Genomic DNA, 18,437 nt, shown 5'->3' with positions numbered 1-18,437 from the left:
ATACCTTGTGGCTAAAACACAGGATGCCTCCCCTATGAAGCATCACGACTACAGCCACACCCCATAACCCCGCTTGATTTACTCAACCGGGGTTTTTCTTTTCTAGGAACCACTCATGACCACCGTTGAATCTCCAGCGCCGACCGCTGAGGAGGCACGCAAGCTGCGCGCCTACGTTTATATGCTTGCCAAGACCACCCAGGCGTTCGCTGACGCTGCAGGAATCGACCTCGAAGCCACAGAACTAGTGGTGGACTTAGGTCAGCCCGAGAAGGTGACGAAATCAATCCGCTCCATCCTGAATGGTGCGTTGGCCCTCGCTGGTGAGTAGCCAGACAAGACAAATAGATGAATCTGTCACCCCCATTGCCAGAGCAGAAGCTCTGACGCCCCAGTAGATGAAAACGGAGGCCGCATGGCCAGACAAGCCGAATTTGCCCGACCCCTGCCCCGCCTTCGACACATCGAACCGGGGCAATTTTTTACCCTTCGCCATGACCCCACGCCTCGGATTCTGCTGCACAAATCCAAGCATCACGGTCATTTCAATAACGGATATGCATCCCTGTGCCATGAGCTGGAGCGCTCTTGTGTGGTCTGGGGTGAGAACGGATGGGAGGCTAAACATGAGCCACGACTTTGATTGCCCGTACTGCGAAGCTCCCTTTGAAGTTTGTCACGATGACGGGCACGGTTACGAAGAAGGTGTTCTGCACCACGATCACTGCCGATCATGCGGAAAGCACTTCACTTTCACAACGTCCATCAGCTTCTACTTTGAGCCCGAAAAGGCTGATTGCTTGAATGATGGCCAGCATATCTGGGAGCCAAGACGCACCTATCCGATTGAGGCCACTCGCATGGAGTGCCAAACATGTGGCGAAGTACGCCATCCAACGCCTGAGGAAATGGCCGCTATTGTTGCTGCACGCCAGGAGGACAGCAGGCCATGAGTGACCTGGTACTACCCCTCAAGCGCGAATACTTCGAGCAGATCAAGGCCGGTGAAAAGTGGTTTGAATACCGGCTCTGCAACGACTACTGGCGCAAGCGCCTGGACGGCCACGGCGCATACGACCGCATCATCCTGACGCTTGGCTATCCCAGGCGCGACGACAGCGAACGTCGCCTGATACGACCTTGGCGCGGCTACACAACTGCAACCATCATCCATCCGCACTTCGGACCCGATCCGGTCGAGGTGTACGTAATCGACGTGAGGCCAGAATGACAGCACTCCACCCACACAACCAGGCGCGGTCTACCCCGCAAGAAGCGTTCAACCTGCAGCGAGCCGCCCAGGTCTACGGCACACGCGCATTCATCCCAGTTACATCCAAAGCCGCCCCCAATCCTAATTACCCCCAACTGCGGGAGAAGAAGCAATGAGCAAAGAACACACAGGCCTGCCCAATACTCCCGAGGAAATCCGCGCCTTCATCGGTAAAAGTTTTTCGTCTTTGCAGTTCGGCCAGGATAACGAGCTGCCCCACGAGAACGACACCTACACCCTGACCGCTCATGATCTGATTTCAGCTTTTCAGTGGGCTGAGATTGACGCCCCTATGAGCGCGGAGCCGACCGACGACGAAATTATCGATATTGCAGTTGAGCCGCTGGGCATTGATTGCGATCGCATGCCCTACGGCGTTGTCGTTTTCGCCCGTGCGCTGCTGTCTCGCTATAGTTCCGCCCCCGTTGTAACCCAGCCAGACGTCACACAACAAACGCTCGATGATGTGATGGCAGGTATCCCAGCAAGGGATGCAGAGATTGAAGCGCTGCGTAAGGAGATTGAAGTCCTGCAGGCGCAGCTGGTTGACAGATCACCAGAAATGCAAGGAACGCCGGTTGACGAATCGCCAAATTTGCAAGGTCAGCAGCAACCTGTAAGCGGTGCTGATGGGTTGTTGGCGGATGGGGAAATCGACATCGCAGACGTACGCCAATACCTGCAATCTTGGGGCTGTCTTGCTCATCCTGGGGTGCGCGCTTTGGTTGATGGCTATCAGTCCAGTACCCAACCATTCGGAAATTACGGAGAGTTGCCAGAACTGCCGGACATCGCGCCTACGGATGATTGGGACAGCGTTCTGGATTGCATTAAGCAGTATGGGATGGACTGCTACCAAGCTGCACTCGCAGCCAAGGCGGATAGCAGCAGTGAGGACCAGTGGCGCAATCTTGCGCTGCAATTCGACGGCCACCGAATGCAGGCACTGGCATGGCTGAAGAAACTTCTGCCTGATCTACCAGACAGCCCTAAAAAGGCCCGAGCTCACGCTTTCCTCAACATGCCCCCGCTGAATGGAGAGACTGTGCTTGCGAAACGCATCGCCGCACTCGCCCAGCAGGACGCCGAAACCGGGAAATCGGTATCGGTTGAAAATCAAGGGGTTACGCAGCAGAATGGTCACCATTGTGATGACGCCCGCCACGAATGGCGACAAGAACGTACACCTTGCCCTGATGGCCAATGCAAGGTTCGCAACGACGCCGAAGCTTTCAAGTATTGGGGCGGAAAAGAGACGTGGGTTCGCTACCTTACCGATCACACCGGGCTTATCCAGATAACAGCCCGAGACATAGCCACCTGCAATGCTGCGCTGGATGCGGTTAAAAATGCACTTTCCCCAGGAGCAGTGCAACAGGACGCCGACAAGGTAAAAGCTGACCTTTTAAGTTCTCTGGTCGAGATAGTGGGTGCAGTGATCGCGAGCGATGAAGAAGGGCTGATCGAGCACTCGGAGACCATCATCAAGGCCCGTGCCGCCATCGAAGCGGCCCGTAAGGAGGAGGCATGAAAAAAGTATCTGAACTGATTGGTGCTGAGCTGGATTACTGGGTGGCCAAAGCTGCCGGTGAAATGAATCCGCAACTCGGCATAGGTGGTGTTTGCGTCGTAGCTAACGGGCATACTCTACATCGGTACTGCCCGTCAACAGAGTGGTCTCACGGTGGCCCGATCATCGAGCGAGAGAAGATCGACATTGAATACAGAGCCCGTCAAAAACAATGGTTCGCCATGATTGATCTTAAAGACTCCTTGCCGCGTGAATGGGGTGAAACTTGTCTTATCGCCGCCATGCGTGCGTACGTATCCAGCAAGTACGGTGACTCAGTGCCTGCTGATGAACAGGAGGAAAACCAGTGACATTCACTGCATTCGGCTACGAGTTTCAGTGGCTGGTGATGCTCAACAAGTTCCTAGATGGCTTCCTGCCTGGGCTCGGGTTCACGATGGGGGTAGCCGTCGTCTACTTGCTGGCTCTCTGGTTTGCGCGGAAACCAAAGCCCAAGCATAGCAAGCTGCGCGTGAAACTGATCACAAAGGAGCCAGACCAGTGACCGAATCAATCACGACCATGCTCGCTGTGACAGCTAAAGAATGGAACCTGCCCGGCCTTGTGCCGGGTTTTTGATGGGAAATTAAAATGGAAAAAGTACTTGTAACTGCATCCGAGGCGGCGGCAATGCTGTCTATGGGTCGCTCCACCTTTTTCAGAAAGGTCACGCAGGGAGATTTGCCGCAGCCGGTTAAGTTCGGAGGGGTCACGCGTTGGCGAGTCGATGACATTCGCGCTGTTGGTCAAGCCAGTCAGCCCACCATGCCATCAACTCACGACGCTGAGGCAGATATTGCGCACGGTTGTACGCAGCCCTGACCGCATCTGTTTCTTTATGGGCAAGCTGACGCTCGATCACGTCCCGCTCAAAACTGGATTGCTCGTTCAACACAGTGGACGCAAGCGACCGGAAGCCATGAGCGGTCATTTTCCCCCGATATCCGAGACGATACAAAGCAAACAACAATGTGTTCTCGGATATTGGGCTGGATCTGCTGATTGGTGATTGCAAGACAAACTCACGCTCACCACTGATAAGCTCAAGTTCTTTCAGTATCAATTGAGCCTGACGCGACAACGGTACTACATGCGGAATCCTCAATTTCATGCGGTCGGCAGGGACAACCCAGACTGAGCCGTTTTCGCGTAACTCATCCCACCTCATGCCCCTGAGTTCGCCAACCCTAACAAAAGTCAGGGCCAACAGATTAAGGCCCAAGCGGGTTACAGGCTCGTCGTATCCATCTATATCAGACAACAGCTTCCCTGTTTCAGCGGGAAGGATGCTGGCCATTGGTTTTTTAACGCGCCTTGATTGGAGCACACGCACCAGGCCAGACGCGCCATGATGCTCAATGATTCCCATATCAACCGCGTAATCGAATACCGCCGCAATGCGGCCGGCAACACGATGCGCGGTTTCAATCCTGCCGCCCTCTTGTGTCTTTAGGACGACCTCCGTTAACTGAGGGCGCTTTATCTGATCGATAGGAAGGCTTCCGATTGACGGATACACAAACCTATCCAGTGTGTTTTCTACCTGAACCTTGTGCTTGTGGTTGGATAGCGACGGAAGTTTCACGGATAGCCACTTCCCGGCCACCTGCTGAAATGTCGGCAACGCCGTGGTATCGCTCGTGGCACCGGAGGATTTCGCCAAAGCATGCGCCTCCCTTGCCTGTGCCAAGCTCATTTCAGGGTATCGCCCGTACGTCCGTGTTTTCTGTTTTCCGTCCTGCTGATAGTTTGCTCGCCAACTGCGAAGCCCCGTTGGGGCAACAAACAGATATAACCCTGCGCTATCAGAAAGTTTGTACGGTTTATCCTGAGGCTTTGCGCCGTCGATCTTTTTAACTGTGAGAGCCATGGTATCAATTCCCGAATGCCACGGGCGATACCATTACTGATTGATGGCTTGGGTGGTATCGTCCGGGACTGATCGAGACGACTATAGACTGTGACGCTAATGGAATCAACGCACAAAAAGAATCGCCGGGACTCATTGAGCACCGGCGATATGAATATTGGCGGACAGGGTGGGATTCGAACCCACGGTACGCTTGCACGTACGCCTGATTTCGAGTCAGGTACATTCGACCACTCTGCCACCTGTCCGCGATTGCTTATATGGTTACAAGCAAGCCCATAAATATAGATGAAAGAACACACTTTGACAAGCACTAAAGACGTATAGCACTGGCGTCAAAGAACACTGTTTCTGGATAGCCCCCCTTAAGCCAAGCCAAAGAATGCTTTTCAATCAAGGGTTTACCCTTCTTTTTGACCTATTTCTCTTGTTCCCCCTGAGCCGCAGGCCTATATTGGAAGCACACATTGATGCATCGCAGCCCTGCCCTTTTTAAGGCAGTCCTTGTAATTCCGGCGCAACTTGCCGGACTTGATAAAAGGAATTGTCATGCAAACCTTCCAATGGATTATCGACGCCAACGGCGACGGCATATACAGCCTGAATGAGATTCTCCAGACTTTGCGCTGGGCTTTCCGGATACCAGGCAGTCTGGTGGTTGAAACCTTGGGCTCTATCCCGGTCCTGTCTGATGTATTGCGTATTCAGGCCTCGGAGGCGACGGGCTACGCTTCCCTGCGAGGCGGGCTGGTCAATATCCTGTCGCTGTTCTTCTGGGCCGCTCTCTGTCTCTGGTTTCTGGAAGTCAACTCCAAGCCTCGCGCAGAGCCGCCACAACGCAAGCCGCGCCATGCCCCTCACCTGAACAAACAGCTGGATTCTGTGCACGGCCGACAGCTGCATGCGAACTACAACCGTCGCCCAATCCGCCATCGTCAGGTTGAACGCCATACCTTCTAAACACGCTCAGGTGCCTCCCCTGTCCAGCCGGGCAGGGAGACACATGTGTTAAGAAAGGTAAACCTCTGGCATAGCTCATACGAGCCATGTTGCGTTTGGAAGTGCTTTGGCAGGATTGCCTAACGTTTGAGGCTCGAATTTCGAGCAACAATCGCTGCAGCTAGAGTCACGAGAGGTGCAGCATATGAAAAAGCTACTATTAGCCGGCTTGATGGTTTTGGGCACCAGCACTGCCTTTGCAGGTGGTGTGAATGTGGACATCAATGTCGGTATTCCCGGTATCGGTTACGGACCGATCTACTACCCGCCCGCTCATGTTGTGGAACGCCCGGTTTATGTCGCTCCACCCCCGGTGGTTTACCACCCTCCACGCTATGTCTATCGTCCCGGCTACGTGGAATATGGTCGCTCCAACAAGGAATGGCGCAAGCAACAGCGACGCGCGCACAAGCGCTGGCGCAAGCAGCAGGAGCGCTACTGGGATGATGACTAATCCCTCATTACGGAACCTGGAATAAAAAAGGGCTGAAGACCATAAAGGTCATCAGCCCTTTTGCTATTCAAGCCGAGGCGTTACTTCGCAGGCACCAGACGTTCCAGACCGCCCATGTAAGGACGCAGAACCTTGGGCACAATCACGCTGCCATCTTCCTGCTGGTGGTTTTCCAGCACGGCGACCAAGGCACGGCCTACGGCCAGACCGGAACCGTTCAGCGTATGCACAAACTCCGGACGTGCCTTGCTGTCGGCACGAAAACGCGCCTGCAGACGACGGGCCTGGAAAGCCTCGCAGTTCGAGACCGAAGAAATCTCGCGGAACGTGTCCTGTGCAGGCAACCACACTTCCAGATCGTAGGTTTTGGCGGCAGAAAAGCCCATATCGCCGGTACACAGCTGAACCACACGATACGGCAGCTCCAAAGCCTGCAGAACATGCTCGGCGTGACCGACCATGGACTCCAATGCTTCGTAGGATTGTTCAGGGTGAACGATCTGCACCATTTCCACTTTGTCGAACTGGTGCTGGCGAATCACGCCACGGGTGTCACGGCCACCGCTACCGGCTTCCGAACGGAAACAAGGCGAATGGGCAGTCAGACGCATAGGCAACGCATCACCAGCCAGAATCTCGTCGCGCACCATGCCCGTCAAACTGATCTCGGAGGTGGAGATCAGGTACAGGTCTTCAGGCTTGGATTCGGCAGGATCTGCTGGCTCATTGTCCTGACCACCTTTGGTGACCCAGAACATATCGTCCTTGAACTTGGGCAACTGGCCTGTGCCATACAAGGTGGACGCGTTCACGATGTAAGGGGTGTAGCACTCGGTGTAGCCGTGCTCTTCCACTTGGGTATCCAACATGAACTGAGCCAGAGCACGGTGCAAACGGGCCAGAGGTCCACGCAGAACCATGAAACGGGCACCAGCCAGCTTGCGGGCTGCTTCAAAATCCAGACCAAACTGCTCACCCAGGTCCACGTGATCACGCGGCTCAAAGGTGATATGCGCAGGCTTGCCCTGATCATCTTTAGGACCGGGAATCCAACGACGTACTTCGACGTTGTCTTCTTCGGACTCGCCCACCGGCACACTTTCATGTGGCAGGTTAGGAATTGTGGCGAACCAGGAGGACAGCTCGGCCTGCACTTGGGACAGGTCCTGCTCCAGCTGCTTCAGGCGCACAGGAATTTGCTGGGATTGAGCCAATGCCTCGCTGGCGTCTTCGCCCTTGGACTTGAGCTGGCCGATGCGCTTGGCCAGTGCATTGCGCTCGGCCTGCAAAGTTTCGGTTTCCACCTGTACCGCTTTGCGGCGGGCTTCCAGCTGCTGGAAACGCTCGGTGTCAAATTGCACGCCACGTTTCGCCAAGCCCTGTACCAGCGGCTCCAAGTCTTTGCGTAATTGGTTCAGATCTAACATTTAATAGCCATATAGGTGATGGTTCAATCCCGATTGATCTGGTGATTTTAACCACAAGCCACCACAAGCGCAGCACAGCGCAAGCCGTAGCGAGATATCGGGAAATACGGAGGTGACAGGCCAAGCAAGCGCCTGTCCTGTCTTAGGTATCTTTCTTACCGGCCTGCTCGTCCAGCTGACGCAGGCGCTCCATTTTTTCAGCGATCTTGATTTCCAGACCACGGGGCACGGGCTGATACCAATGCGGATCGGGAATACCGTCCGGCAAGTAAGTCTCTCCCGCCGCGTAGGCATTGGGCTCGTCATGCGCATAGCGATACGCATGACCGTGGCCCAGCTCTTTCATCAGCTTGGTGGGCGCGTTGCGCAAATGCACTGGCACTTCGCGGCTTTTATCCTGCTTCACAAAGGCGCGGGCCTGGTTGTATGCCATATAACCGGCATTGCTCTTGGCTGCGATAGCCAGATAAATCACGGCCTGTCCCAGCGCCAGTTCGCCTTCAGGACTGCCCAGGCGCTCGAAGGTCAAGGCTGCATCGTTGGCAATTTGCATGGCGCGCGGATCGGCCAAACCGATATCCTCCCAAGCCATACGTATGATGCGGCGCGACAAATAGCGGGCATCAGCCCCGCCGTCCAGCATCCGGGTCAGCCAATACAAGGCGGCATCCGGGTTGGAACCGCGCACCGATTTATGCAAAGCAGAAATCTGGTCGTAGAAATTGTCGCCCCCCTTGTCAAAACGCCGTGAATTCAAGGTGAGAGCGTTTTGCAGAAAATCTGTCGTGACCAGCTCGGTGCCGGATGTCTTGGCGGCCGTATTGGTCTGCTCCAGCAGGTTCAAGAAGCGTCGCGCATCGCCGTCCGCATAGCCGATCAGGGTGTCAACGGCTTGATCCTCAAACTCCAGACCATCCAGCGCGTTCTGCTCCTGTACACGGCGCAGCAACAGCTTCAGCTCCTCATCCGTCAGGGACTTGAGCACGTAGACCTGAGCGCGCGACAACAAGGCCGAGTTAACCTCGAACGACGGGTTTTCTGTGGTGGCACCAATAAAGGTCACCAAGCCACTTTCGGCATAAGGGAGCAGCGCGTCTTGCTGGGACTTGTTGAAGCGATGTATCTCATCCACGAACAGGATGGTGTGCTTGCCCATAGCCAGATTCTGCTGGGCCTGCTCCATGGCAGCACGAATATCTTTCACGCCCGAAAAAACGGCAGACAAGGCGATGAACTCGCACTCGAATGCACTGGCCGTCAAACGCGCCAGCGTGGTTTTGCCCACGCCCGGCGGTCCCCAGAAAATCATGGAGTGCGGTTTGCCGGACTGAAAAGCCAAACGTAGTGGCTTGCCCTCGCCCAGCAGGTGAGACTGCCCTACCACCTGATCCAGAGTTTTGGGGCGTAGTGCTTCGGCTAAGGGTGCGGCGGGTTCCTGAGCGAACAAATCACGCATGGCGATCGCCCTTCCTAAAATGGCAAGACCTGGCCAAGCGGACCAGGTCTGTATTGAAAACTTGTTTTGTCAGAGCCAGCCAAGTGCTGATCCTGACGATAGCTGCACAAAAACAGAATGTGCATCAAGGCATGGAGACGACATCCACTCCGGCAGGAGCCTTGAACGTGAAGGTACCCAAGGTAATCCGAGGGTTCGGTTCCAAGCCGGTGAAGTCGATATACGTGGTTTGCCCGAACGAGTCCTGCAATTCCAGACGACGTGGCTCACGATCCTTGAAGCCGATATCCACGTAGGAAAAGCCGGCATCGCTTTGCAAAGGCGTGGCTCGGATCCACTCCAATCCATCCCGTGCATCTTGTTCAACCAGACGGAAGGAGTCTTCCAGATTGCCAGTCCCAAACAAGATCGCAGCAGGCGAAGCGCCGATGGATTGGTCCACACCACGCTCGGTGACTTGGGCCAGATCCGGGTCGTATTGATAGAGCAACTTGCCGTCAGACACGATCAACTGCTCATAAGGACGCTGCACATGCCATTTGAACTGGCCAGGGCGCTGAAACACGAATTGCCCGGATTGCGGCGCGCCTTTGGACTGGCCGTTGCTATCGACCGTACGCTGGGAAAACTCGCCCTTTGCAGCGCGCACATCTTGCACAAAAGAGCGCAATTGCTCGCTGGCCGAAGCGGCCATGGTCAAGGCAGGTGTAGCGGCCAGCAGCATGCTGGCCAGCAGTGTCTTAATCTTCATCTTTGGCACCTCCTGCGGGGACCAGAATTTCACGGTTACCGTTGGGCTGCATGGCCGATACCAAACCGGCCTGCTCCATTTGTTCCAGCAGTCGGGCTGCCCGGTTATAACCGATACGCAAATGACGCTGCACCGAGGAAATCGAAGCGCGACGATTCTTGATAATGACTTGAACAGCCTGGTCGTACAGCGGGTCTGCTTCAGCGTCTGCCATGCCGGTCGCCGGGTTGACGCCGTCACCCGACTCGCCTTCGACCGCGCCTTCCAGCAGGCCTTCGATGTAATCGGGCTCGCCGTGTTCTTTCAGGTGCTCAACCACGCGGTGAACTTCCTCGTCGCTGACAAAAGCGCCGTGTACCCGTTTGGGCAAGCCTGTACCGGGAGGCAGATAGAGCATATCGCCCATGCCCAGCAAGGTTTCTGCCCCCATCTGATCCAGAATGGTGCGCGAGTCGATCTTGGATGACACCTGGAAAGCGATACGTGTCGGAATGTTTGCCTTGATCAGACCCGTAATTACGTCCACGCTAGGGCGCTGCGTAGCCAGAATCAGGTGAATACCAGCTGCTCGAGCTTTCTGAGCCAAGCGGGCAATCAACTCTTCGATCTTCTTGCCCTGCACCATCATCAGGTCAGCCAGCTCGTCAATAATGACGACGATCATGGGCAGAACAGACAGCGGCTCGGGCGCATCTGGCGTCAAGGAGAAAGGATTGGGGATAGGCTCTTCACGCTTTTGCGCTTCGCGTATCTTGGCGTTGTAACCGGCCAGATTGCGCACGCCCAGCTTGCTCATCAAGCGGTAGCGTTTTTCCATCTCCGCTACACACCAGTTCAAGGCATTGGACGCCAAGCGCATGTCCGTGACCACCGGCGCCAGCAAATGAGGAATGCCTTCATAGACACTCATTTCCAGCATCTTGGGGTCGATCAGGATCAGGCGCACATCTGCCGGGTCTGCCTTGTACAGCAGCGACAGAATCATGGCGTTAATCCCCACGGACTTACCGGAGCCGGTTGTACCGGCCACCAGCAAGTGAGGCATCTTGGCCAGATCCGCCACCACGGGCTTGCCGGCAATATCCTTGCCCAAAGCCATGGTCAGCAAAGAGGCGCTGCTGTGATAGGTTTGCGAGCCAACGATTTCTTCCAGACGCACCATTTGGCGACGGGGGTTAGGGAGTTCCAGACCCATCAGGTTTTTACCAGGAATGGTTTCTACCACCCGGATACTGACCAGACTCAAGGCACGGGCCAGGTCTTTGGCCAGATTCACGATCTGGCTGCCCTTGACGCCGGTAGCAGGCTCAATCTCGTAGCGCGTAATGACCGGACCGGCCTGGGCAGTCACCACCGTTACCGCAACACCAAAGTCCGACAATTTCTTTTCAATCAGACGCGAGGTGAACTCAATGGTTTCCGGCGACACCGTTTCTACATTGTCAGAAGCGGGGTCCAGCAGGGACAGCGGCGGTAAATCGCCCGCTTCGCCCGCCTGACGAGGTGCCTTGAACAAGGTCTGCTGCTTTTCTTTCTCGACGCGCTCGGATTTGGGCACGGCCACAAAAGCAGGTTCGATACGAACAGGCTGTTCATGTACCAGTTGCTCCTGCTTGGCGACCACACTTTCCGTACGCTCGGCACGTTTGACCTCGCCCACACGACGATCCTGACGAGCCGACCACAAAGTCATCACCCGACGAATCGCCCCTTCAATGAAGCCGCCCAGGCGTTCGGCCAGCGTCAGCCAGGAGAAACCAAAGAACAAACTGGCCCCACCGGCGAGCAGGCCCATCAGCACCAAAGTGGCACCGCCAAAGCCTATCGAAGTTACCAATAGTTGCGATAATAATTGGCCTAACTGTCCGCCAGCCCCCGCCGGGAGCTGCCATTGCTGGCCCAGGTCTTTAAAAAACAGCGATTCCAGGCCCATGCTGCCCAGAAACAAAAAGAAAAAGCCTATGCCAATTTCCCAACGCACCCGAGGCAGAACGTCCTCGTTTTTGGTGCTGGGCAAGAGCAAGGCGGTCAGACGATAAAAGCCCACGGCCACGCGCTGCACCAGCAGCACCACCCAGAGCCAGGCCGTCAGACCAAATAGAAACAAGAGGAAGTCAGCGATATGGGCGCCAAAAATGCCGCCGCCGTTTTGGGTCAGACCCGAATGTACGGAGTGCGACCAGCCGGGATCGCCCGGATCCCAGGTCGCCAGTACCAGGCCCAGCCAGGCTGCCAGAGCAGCGAAGATAATCCACCGTGCTTCGCGCAGCAGTCCTGTCAGGCGCTGTTGCAGGGCTGAAGGCCCATTACGCACATTTTTGGATGACCGGGACGAACGAGGGGATGTTGCAGGTATTCTTGCCATGGACTCATTATAATTGGAGATCGTCTTTTTCGGATTTTCTGTGATGTCGACTACTAAGCACGCAAAAGTACTCATTCTGGGCTCAGGCCCGGCCGGCTATACCGCAGCGATCTACGCAGCCCGCGCCAACCTCAACCCCGTCTTGGTCACTGGCATGGAGCAAGGTGGCCAACTGATGACCACCACGGATGTAGATAACTGGCCAGCCGATGCCCAAGGCGTCCAGGGACCTGATCTTATGGCACGTTTCCAGGCTCATGCGGAACGATTCGAAACAGAATTAATCTTTGACATGGTGTCCTCGGTTGATCTGTCCACCCGCCCACTGACCCTGAATGGTGATAGTGGCACAGTCTACACCTGCGATTCGCTGATTATTGCGACAGGCGCCTCGGCTCAGTACCTGGGTCTGCCCACAGAGCAGGAATTCATGGGCCGTGGTGTGTCCGGCTGCGCAACGTGTGACGGTTTCTTCTACAAGAACCAGGACGTGGCCGTGGTCGGTGGTGGCAATACCGCCGTAGAAGAAGCCCTGTACCTGTCCAATATTTGCAAAACCGTGACGCTGATACACCGTCGCGATACCTTCCGTTCCGAGCCCATCCTGACCGACAAGCTGATGGATCGCGTCCAGAATGGCAATATCCGCCTGAAACTGCACAGCGAACTGCAGGAAGTGCTGGGTGACGCTTCTGGCGTAACCGGTGTGCGCATCATCAACAACCAGACCCAGGCCACAGAAGATCTTGCCGTGACCGGCGCCTTTATCGCCATCGGCCACAAGCCCAACACCGGGATCTTTGAAGGCAAGCTGGATATGCACGACGGCTACATCACCACCCGTAGCGGTCTGAAAGGCATGGCCACCATGACTTCCGTTCCTGGCGTGTTTGCCGCGGGCGATGTGCAAGACAATATCTATCGTCAGGCCATTACCAGTGCAGCCAGCGGTTGCATGGCCGCCCTGGACGCACAGCGCTGGTTGGATGAAAACAAGTAAGCCCAAAGCCATAGGGCGTAGCCTGGCAGACCTGAAGAAGTTGCAAGGTCAGGTCCGCCAGGATCTCAATCCGCCCCCTGCCCCCGCCCGTCCCCAGGCTCGCAAGCGCCCTCGCCCACCAGATCCCGGTGGCAAGCCAGCCAAACTGGCTCCTGCCAGTAACGCTACAGCGGCCCAAGACCCCGTTTCCTTATTGGACCCCAGCGACAGGGCTTGGCTACGTCAGTCCATGCGTGACGTCGCCCCCTTGAAAAAGCGCGGTCAAAGCGTAGTCATGAGCCGCCCTGCGGCCAGCCCGGAACAGTTGGAGCAACGTCGTCGCCACGCGGTAGGTGCGCCCATTAGTACGCCTGCCCTGCCCCAGGCCTCTGACCAATATGTCAGTGTGCAAGGTGAAGGCAACGATATACGACACTTACGTGCCGGCTGTGGCACCGATGTCTTGCGCGATCTGGAACGCAACCGTTGGCCCATTGAGTCCAGCCTGGATTTGCATGGCTCGGATCTGGAACAGGCCCGCGAGCGGCTGGACAACTTTCTGCGCTCCTGTCTGGAGCACGGTGTGCGCTGTGTACGAATTGTCCATGGCACAGGCTACGGCTCGCGCAATGGCGAACCCGTTTTACGTCATGCCGTGCGTCGCTGGTTGACCCAGTTGCCCAGCGTTCTGGCTTATATGGAATGCGCGCCCAATGAAGGTGGGCAAGGTGCCGTCAAACTGGTGCTGCAAGCCATGTCCGAACCCGGTGTTTGATTTTTTCATGGGGTACAGACGTAAAAAAGGCCAGCTTTCGCTGGCCTTTTTTTTGTTGTTGTTATGTTGTACTGCCTATTGCTTTTATAATAGTGACCGTTTTATTTCGGTCTTTATTGCCCAGCTTTGCGGGGCTATGTCTCCTCACCTGCATGAAACGTATTGTGCCCCATTTATAAAGCTGTCACACTTAGGGAATGCACTGATACCCGCATGGTAAGAAAATATCAGTCGCCCACTCGCCGCCTTTATTCCGCGGCCTGATCCAAAGCCTTCACGGCCCGCTTCAAAAACACCTGCATTTCTTTCTCAGCCTGCTTGTCGCCCTGTTCCTGGGCAGTCACCAAGCCCTGCTCCAGAATTTCCTTGGCCTGTTTGAATTGTTCCAGGTTCACCAGCACCCTCCCCAAAAGCTTCCAGGCAGCGGTGTAACGCGGATTCATTTCCACGGCTTTGTACAAATGCTCGCGGGCCGCTTCCAGATCGCCCTCGCCCATACAGGCGTTGCCCAGGCCAAAGCGCAGCAAGGCATTATCCTTGCCTGCAGCCAATAGTTTTTCCAAACCTTCACGCATAAACCGTACCCTTGAAAACAAAGCGAGGCTGGGTCGCGCCACTTTCAAACACCGTTGAATAAGGGCAACGACAAGCCTGAACAGCCTGATGACTATAAAACCGTATAGCCATCAACCATTGAGCTTGGTTTTGTACCACGGAATATCAAAGGGCGGCCCCAGCAGCTCAGGCTCTGTAGGCCCATTCCCCTGCGGGTACCGCTCTTGTTAGCGCGTTAGGCCAGATCGCCTTGCAACACACCCTTGCTGACAACTTCACGGCCATCCAGGCTAACCGTGCAGTTGCGCATTGGGTAGTCGAAGTGGCAATCGGAGAAACGGCCTGCCGCCGGATTCGCGCCGGTAGAAAAAAGGAAATTACCGGCAAAGGCGCGTAACTCGGTTCCATTGGTATCGCGCTTGTCATACATGGCCATGGAATCCCACCGTGCCGCCGGAGCCATACCCCATCCCACATGGCTGACCGCATAGGCATCCTTGTCATTCCAGCTGGCGTAATAAGAACGGATCAAATCCGCGTCTACGCCCTTACCCTCGATGGCCACCACATAATCATTTTCGATACGCAGGGTCACCGCCGATTCCAGATAGCGCTTGAAGGTCAGGTTCACATCCCCGCTATCGAGCACCAGCGTGCCATTCACACTGCCATTGCTGGGGTAGCAAATGCACAGACCGGCAGGCCAGTAACCAAAGCTGCCCGGCTTGTCGGCAATGCCAGCGCTACCGCGGCCAATCACACCCGCCAGGCTGACCGTCAGGTCCGTACCGGCCTCGGAGCTGATGTGCATGACGCTGGCGTCGGTAATCAGTTTGCCGCCAATATCGCACTTGCTTTGCAAATCAGGACTGGGTTTGACCCGTTCCAGAATCTCGGGATGCTCGTCGCTAATCATCATGATGCGGGCACCTTTGGCCAGCAGTGCGGCACGCTCGGGCGAATGCAGCAGCCCTTCTACGGTGCAGTCCACAATGAACTGGCTGCCTGCCAAAGCCTGGACAATCGGGTCCATACCTTCCAGCGCCAAAGACGTCCCGGTCGAGCGCAGGGCAATATTGCTTTTCAGACGTGGCGATACCAGTTTCACATGGCAAACCCGTGCCCCCATTTGCGTCAGGGCCAACTCAGCCAGCTCGGCCAGCACGGAGCGCGATTGCGTCTCGGACAGCACGACTGCCATTTCGCCGGGTTGTACTTTGCACAGTCCAAACACTTCTACAAAATCAGCAATCCATTTGCCTTCAATATGCTCACGCAACATCTCACTACTCCTAGAAAATTCAAAAAAGGCGCTGCGCGGCTCTTTCAGCCGGGCAGCGCCTATACACATCAGTCGTGCAAATCCTTGCCCTTGGTCTCGGGCGAGGCAATGGTGGCCCACAGGGCCAGAACGCACAGGCCAATCAGGTACCAGTCAAAAACCTGCCTTTGATTGATGGAATGCAGCCAGGCTTGCAAATAGGGAGCGGTCCCGCCCGTCAGGGCACCGGCGACCGAATACGGCAAACCCATGGCGACCGCTCGAATACGGGTGGGAAACTGCTCGGGGAAAAAGGCGGGCATGATAGCCGTGGGTGCCGAGATCAAGAGCATGCCGCCTGCCATGAACACCACCAGACGCCAGATCTCGCCCTGACCGCCAGTCAGCACCATGGTCAGCGGGATAATGCTGATGATGGAGCCGATAGAAAAGAAGTACCAGTTCACCTTGCGACCAAAACGATCCGAAAATGCGCCCCAGAAAATCAGACACAGAATCAGGAACAGATTGGCCCCTACCCCCACCCACATCACCTTGGCGGCAGGCATGCCCAGGGAGGTGATGGCAAAGGTGGGCGCCATGATGGCCCAGACGTAATACAGGACGGTGCCGCCTGCCGACAAGGCAAACACGCGCAAGCAGGCGCTGCGGTACTTCCAGACCTCCGCCCAGAACACCCGCGCACCAGGGCGTGCCGTTTTGCCTGACGCTTGTGCTGCAGCCTGACGGGCTTTGAACATGGGGGTTTCATCCAGCTTCCTGCGTAGATACAGTGCATATACCCCCAAGGCACCACCCAATACAAAGGGCGCACGCCATGCCCAGGCCCGAACGACTTCTTCACCCAGAAGGCTGGTCAGGCAGGCACTGAGCAAGACAGCCGCCAGGACCCCGATCGTGACAAACACAAAGACAGAGGAAGACCACAGCCCGCGTTTATGAGCAGGCGCCATTTCGGTGACATAGGTAAAGGAAGAAACCACCTCCCCGCCGTGACCAATCCCCTGCAGCAAACGCCCCGTCAACAAGAACAAGGCGGCAATTGGGCCAACCATGTCATAAGTGGGTGCAATACCAATCACCAGACTGCCCAAGGCTGTCACCAGCATGGACAAGGTCATGGTGAAACGTCGCCCTTTGCGGTCCGCAAGCCAGCCAAAAAAGATGCCTCCCAAGGGGCGCATGAAAAAGCCCACGGCAAACACCGCCAGCGTGCCCAGTAATGCAGCCAGTGGGTCCTCGCTATGAAAAAACTGCTTGGCAAAATAGGCAGCAAAAATCGAGTAAGCCGTCCAGTCGTACCACTCCAGGGCGTTACCCGCCCCAACCCCCAAAATAACGCGTCGCCGCTGCGCGGCAGTCATGGGCTGCTCGCGCAAAGATGATATATGTGCGTCCAAGAGATGTCCCCTTCACTGTGATAGTTATGCTTCTTGTTTATTGTTTTTGATACGGCGGCTTAGGCCACCAACTGCGTGAAACGAGAACGATGAAAGATCAGTGGCGAGATTTCGCGCTCGATCTGCACATCGTGGATAAGCAATTGCACGGCATCGTGGTCCCCGGCCGGATGCACTTGAAAAACACTGCAGTCAAACCAGACTGATGCCCCTTGGATATGGACGGCCCCCTCCTCGGTCAACTCGACCTCAATATCGCTGAAGCGGCTGTCCTTGTCCGGCCCGGCCAGCTGACGGCAAATAGCCGCATGTTCAGCACTCAAAATTGACACCCCCAGACGCGAGGCGCGAGACAGCAGCGCCCAGGTCGAGGAACTTTTCTGCACAAAAAAGGCGGCCAAAGGCGGATCCAGCGATACCCCTACGGAGAAGCTGGACGCAACAATGACTTGCGGCTTGCCATCGAGCACAGCCGCAATGGCCGCTACCCCCGATGGAAAGTGTCCGAAGGCTTCGCGTACCGCCCTGGCTCCCAACCCACTTATGTTTTCTTTCATGACGATGACTCTGCTCAGGCGTTAAAGACCCAAAACCCAAAATGAGGCGAGCTCTTTTACCGCTTGCTCGCTTGGACTCAATTCTGTTTCGATCGTCATTTATTTGCAATAACAAAAACGTCAATCAAGGATGTTTTTTGTTGATTTTAGGTATTAACCCTATGAAAAATCGTCGTTTTAAAAGCTATAGACCTATACAATTCACCTAAATTTTATTGCATATTATCTTTCGTCATTATTTATTTGCAATAAAAATAGGCTAACGCCCCCTTTTCAAGCCCAAAGGAAAACATGTATCTACATATCGTTTTGATGGCGCCCCACACCCCGCTCAGCCCGGAGCTGGCCCCCAAGCTGGACCACGCCTTTATCCGCATACGCCAGGAGTGCCCAGGCATAGAGCGCTTTGAATGGGTGCCGAATTTGTCGCGCAGCTCTGCGCGCTATAGCCATGCCCTGCTGTCTGTATTCCGCACCCAGGATGCTCTGGATGCTTACAGAGAAAGCGATGCCCATCAGGCCATGCTGGATGCCATCGCTCCACACATTCAAGACATCGTGGTACTGGACAGCGTGCTGGAGGAAAGCCTGCCCTGAGAAATCCCAGCCGCCACCCAGGCACACAAGACGTAACAAGCCCCCATGCGGCCGCGCTAGCGCCGCCGGGGCACGCACGGTAAAATGGCCCGCTACAAACCTACTATCAAAAATGGGTAGCAATCAG

20 protein-coding genes and 1 tRNA gene are annotated in these 18,437 nt (G+C 55.7%); 11 read left to right on the top strand and 10 right to left on the bottom strand.

Annotated features, from left to right (window positions below; genetic code table 11):
- Positions 1-115 precede the first annotated feature (115 nt).
- The 6 genes from Q9R35_RS00735 to Q9R35_RS00710 all read left to right on the top strand — a co-directional run bounded on the left by Q9R35_RS00735 (position 116) and on the right by Q9R35_RS00710 (position 3,348).
- The gene (locus Q9R35_RS00735; protein WP_311219190.1) at positions 116-331 is read left to right on the top strand and encodes a hypothetical protein; all 216 of its coding nucleotides are present in this window, start codon (positions 116-118) and stop codon (positions 329-331) included.
- Positions 332-626: 295 nt separating this feature from the next.
- On the top strand, positions 627-953 hold the full coding sequence (locus Q9R35_RS00730) for a hypothetical protein (RefSeq protein ID WP_311219189.1): 327 nt from the start codon (positions 627-629) through the stop codon (positions 951-953).
- Positions 950-1,231 (top strand): ASCH domain-containing protein, encoded by a 282-nt coding sequence (locus Q9R35_RS00725; protein WP_311219188.1) that lies wholly within the window; start codon positions 950-952, stop codon positions 1,229-1,231. Before Q9R35_RS00730 ends, Q9R35_RS00725 begins: the two co-directional genes overlap by 4 nt.
- 154 nt (positions 1,232-1,385) lie before the next feature.
- Positions 1,386-2,804, top strand: a complete 1,419-nt coding sequence (locus tag Q9R35_RS00720; protein ID WP_311219187.1) for a hypothetical protein — start codon at positions 1,386-1,388, stop codon at positions 2,802-2,804.
- A complete protein-coding gene (locus Q9R35_RS00715; RefSeq protein ID WP_311219186.1) occupies positions 2,801-3,154 on the top strand; it encodes a phage protein NinX family protein in 354 nt (117 codons plus the stop codon). Before Q9R35_RS00720 ends, Q9R35_RS00715 begins: the two co-directional genes overlap by 4 nt.
- Entirely contained in the window at positions 3,151-3,348 is a 198-nt protein-coding gene (locus tag Q9R35_RS00710; protein ID WP_311219185.1) for a hypothetical protein, read from the top strand. The genes Q9R35_RS00715 and Q9R35_RS00710 overlap by 4 nt, the downstream gene beginning before the upstream one ends.
- A 204-nt stretch (positions 3,349-3,552) precedes the next feature.
- On the opposite strand, the gene Q9R35_RS00700 is transcribed toward Q9R35_RS00710, so the two are convergent.
- Positions 3,553-4,713 carry a phage integrase central domain-containing protein gene (locus Q9R35_RS00700; RefSeq protein WP_311219183.1) on the bottom strand — a complete coding sequence of 387 codons (1,161 nt, stop codon included), beginning with the start codon at positions 4,711-4,713 and terminating at the stop codon, positions 3,553-3,555.
- Between the two features lie 158 nt (positions 4,714-4,871).
- Positions 4,872-4,961: transfer RNA gene (locus Q9R35_RS00695), tRNA-Ser, on the bottom strand.
- Between the two features lie 301 nt (positions 4,962-5,262).
- On the opposite strand from Q9R35_RS00695, the gene Q9R35_RS00690 reads away from it, so the two are divergent.
- Complete coding sequence (locus Q9R35_RS00690; protein WP_042488313.1) at positions 5,263-5,673, top strand: hypothetical protein; 411 nt, start codon at positions 5,263-5,265, stop codon at positions 5,671-5,673.
- Positions 5,674-5,857: 184 nt separating this feature from the next.
- Entirely contained in the window at positions 5,858-6,166 is a 309-nt protein-coding gene (locus Q9R35_RS00685) for a hypothetical protein (protein ID WP_045930259.1), read from the top strand.
- 80 nt (positions 6,167-6,246) lie between these two features.
- On the opposite strand, the gene serS is transcribed toward Q9R35_RS00685, so the two are convergent.
- From serS to Q9R35_RS00665, 4 genes are all read right to left on the bottom strand, one after another.
- A complete protein-coding gene (gene serS, locus Q9R35_RS00680; RefSeq protein WP_042488319.1) occupies positions 6,247-7,593 on the bottom strand; it encodes a serine--tRNA ligase in 1,347 nt (448 codons plus the stop codon).
- 142 nt (positions 7,594-7,735) lie between these two features.
- Complete coding sequence (locus Q9R35_RS00675; RefSeq protein ID WP_042488323.1) at positions 7,736-9,049, bottom strand: replication-associated recombination protein A; 1,314 nt, start codon at positions 9,047-9,049, stop codon at positions 7,736-7,738.
- A gap of 124 nt (positions 9,050-9,173) precedes the next feature.
- Complete coding sequence (gene lolA / locus Q9R35_RS00670; protein ID WP_045930260.1) at positions 9,174-9,800, bottom strand: outer membrane lipoprotein chaperone LolA; 627 nt, start codon at positions 9,798-9,800, stop codon at positions 9,174-9,176.
- On the bottom strand, positions 9,790-12,165 hold the full coding sequence (locus Q9R35_RS00665) for a DNA translocase FtsK (RefSeq protein ID WP_283738290.1): 2,376 nt from the start codon (positions 12,163-12,165) through the stop codon (positions 9,790-9,792). The genes lolA and Q9R35_RS00665 overlap by 11 nt, the downstream gene beginning before the upstream one ends.
- A 43-nt stretch (positions 12,166-12,208) precedes the next feature.
- Between Q9R35_RS00665 and trxB the strand changes: the two genes are divergently transcribed.
- Together trxB and Q9R35_RS00655 are read left to right on the top strand one after the other, a co-directional pair.
- Positions 12,209-13,165, top strand: coding sequence for a thioredoxin-disulfide reductase (gene trxB / locus Q9R35_RS00660; protein ID WP_063691263.1), 957 nt, complete (start codon positions 12,209-12,211; stop codon positions 13,163-13,165).
- Positions 13,152-13,919: a Smr/MutS family protein gene (locus Q9R35_RS00655; protein ID WP_197313515.1), complete on the top strand. Its 768-nt coding sequence runs from the start codon at positions 13,152-13,154 to the stop codon at positions 13,917-13,919. Before trxB ends, Q9R35_RS00655 begins: the two co-directional genes overlap by 14 nt.
- 248 nt (positions 13,920-14,167) lie before the next feature.
- On the opposite strand, the gene Q9R35_RS00650 is transcribed toward Q9R35_RS00655, so the two are convergent.
- The 4 genes from Q9R35_RS00650 to Q9R35_RS00635 all read right to left on the bottom strand — a co-directional run bounded on the left by Q9R35_RS00650 (position 14,168) and on the right by Q9R35_RS00635 (position 17,713).
- Complete coding sequence (locus tag Q9R35_RS00650) at positions 14,168-14,494, bottom strand: tetratricopeptide repeat protein (protein WP_311219182.1); 327 nt, start codon at positions 14,492-14,494, stop codon at positions 14,168-14,170.
- A 215-nt stretch (positions 14,495-14,709) separates the two neighbouring features.
- Positions 14,710-15,756 (bottom strand): hypothetical protein, encoded by a 1,047-nt coding sequence (locus Q9R35_RS00645; protein WP_009456751.1) that lies wholly within the window; start codon positions 15,754-15,756, stop codon positions 14,710-14,712.
- 68 nt (positions 15,757-15,824) lie between these two features.
- Positions 15,825-17,120: an MFS transporter gene (locus Q9R35_RS00640; protein ID WP_311219181.1), complete on the bottom strand. Its 1,296-nt coding sequence runs from the start codon at positions 17,118-17,120 to the stop codon at positions 15,825-15,827.
- Between the two features lie 95 nt (positions 17,121-17,215).
- Entirely contained in the window at positions 17,216-17,713 is a 498-nt protein-coding gene (locus Q9R35_RS00635; RefSeq protein WP_035272120.1) for a flavin reductase family protein, read from the bottom strand.
- A 291-nt stretch (positions 17,714-18,004) separates the two neighbouring features.
- On the opposite strand from Q9R35_RS00635, the gene Q9R35_RS00630 reads away from it, so the two are divergent.
- A complete protein-coding gene (locus tag Q9R35_RS00630) occupies positions 18,005-18,310 on the top strand; it encodes a Dabb family protein (protein ID WP_042488350.1) in 306 nt (101 codons plus the stop codon).
- The last annotated feature ends 127 nt before the right edge of the window (positions 18,311-18,437 follow it).

Source organism: Alcaligenes sp. AB3 (genome assembly GCF_031844565.1).
In the GTDB taxonomy this organism is placed as follows: Bacteria; Pseudomonadota; Gammaproteobacteria; order Burkholderiales; family Burkholderiaceae_B; genus Alcaligenes; species Alcaligenes faecalis.
Note: the sequence above shows the minus strand (reverse complement) of the source record. Positions and strands in the feature narration are given on the sequence as shown.

Bases quoted from the DNA above. Each gene is read 5' to 3' on its own strand.
- trxB (WP_063691263.1), top strand. From the start codon at position 12,209: ATGTCGACTACTAAGCACGCAAAAGTACTCATTCTGGGCTCAGGCCCG.
- Q9R35_RS00665 (WP_283738290.1), bottom strand. From the start codon at position 12,165: ATGGCAAGAATACCTGCAACATCCCCTCGTTCGTCCCGGTCATCCAAA.
- Q9R35_RS00675 (WP_042488323.1), bottom strand. From the start codon at position 9,049: ATGCGTGATTTGTTCGCTCAGGAACCCGCCGCACCCTTAGCCGAAGCA.
- Q9R35_RS00645 (WP_009456751.1), bottom strand. From the start codon at position 15,756: ATGTTGCGTGAGCATATTGAAGGCAAATGGATTGCTGATTTTGTAGAA.
- Q9R35_RS00700 (WP_311219183.1), bottom strand. From the start codon at position 4,713: ATGGCTCTCACAGTTAAAAAGATCGACGGCGCAAAGCCTCAGGATAAA.
- Q9R35_RS00725 (WP_311219188.1), top strand. From the start codon at position 950: ATGAGTGACCTGGTACTACCCCTCAAGCGCGAATACTTCGAGCAGATC.
- Q9R35_RS00720 (WP_311219187.1), top strand. From the start codon at position 1,386: ATGAGCAAAGAACACACAGGCCTGCCCAATACTCCCGAGGAAATCCGC.
- Q9R35_RS00730 (WP_311219189.1), top strand. From the start codon at position 627: ATGAGCCACGACTTTGATTGCCCGTACTGCGAAGCTCCCTTTGAAGTT.
- Q9R35_RS00655 (WP_197313515.1), top strand. From the start codon at position 13,152: ATGAAAACAAGTAAGCCCAAAGCCATAGGGCGTAGCCTGGCAGACCTG.
- Q9R35_RS00635 (WP_035272120.1), bottom strand. From the start codon at position 17,713: ATGAAAGAAAACATAAGTGGGTTGGGAGCCAGGGCGGTACGCGAAGCC.
- Q9R35_RS00640 (WP_311219181.1), bottom strand. From the start codon at position 17,120: ATGACTGCCGCGCAGCGGCGACGCGTTATTTTGGGGGTTGGGGCGGGT.
- Q9R35_RS00735 (WP_311219190.1), top strand. From the start codon at position 116: ATGACCACCGTTGAATCTCCAGCGCCGACCGCTGAGGAGGCACGCAAG.
- Q9R35_RS00630 (WP_042488350.1), top strand. From the start codon at position 18,005: ATGTATCTACATATCGTTTTGATGGCGCCCCACACCCCGCTCAGCCCG.
- Q9R35_RS00650 (WP_311219182.1), bottom strand. From the start codon at position 14,494: ATGCGTGAAGGTTTGGAAAAACTATTGGCTGCAGGCAAGGATAATGCC.
- lolA (WP_045930260.1), bottom strand. From the start codon at position 9,800: ATGAAGATTAAGACACTGCTGGCCAGCATGCTGCTGGCCGCTACACCT.
- Q9R35_RS00715 (WP_311219186.1), top strand. From the start codon at position 2,801: ATGAAAAAAGTATCTGAACTGATTGGTGCTGAGCTGGATTACTGGGTG.
- Q9R35_RS00685 (WP_045930259.1), top strand. From the start codon at position 5,858: ATGAAAAAGCTACTATTAGCCGGCTTGATGGTTTTGGGCACCAGCACT.
- Q9R35_RS00690 (WP_042488313.1), top strand. From the start codon at position 5,263: ATGCAAACCTTCCAATGGATTATCGACGCCAACGGCGACGGCATATAC.
- serS (WP_042488319.1), bottom strand. From the start codon at position 7,593: ATGTTAGATCTGAACCAATTACGCAAAGACTTGGAGCCGCTGGTACAG.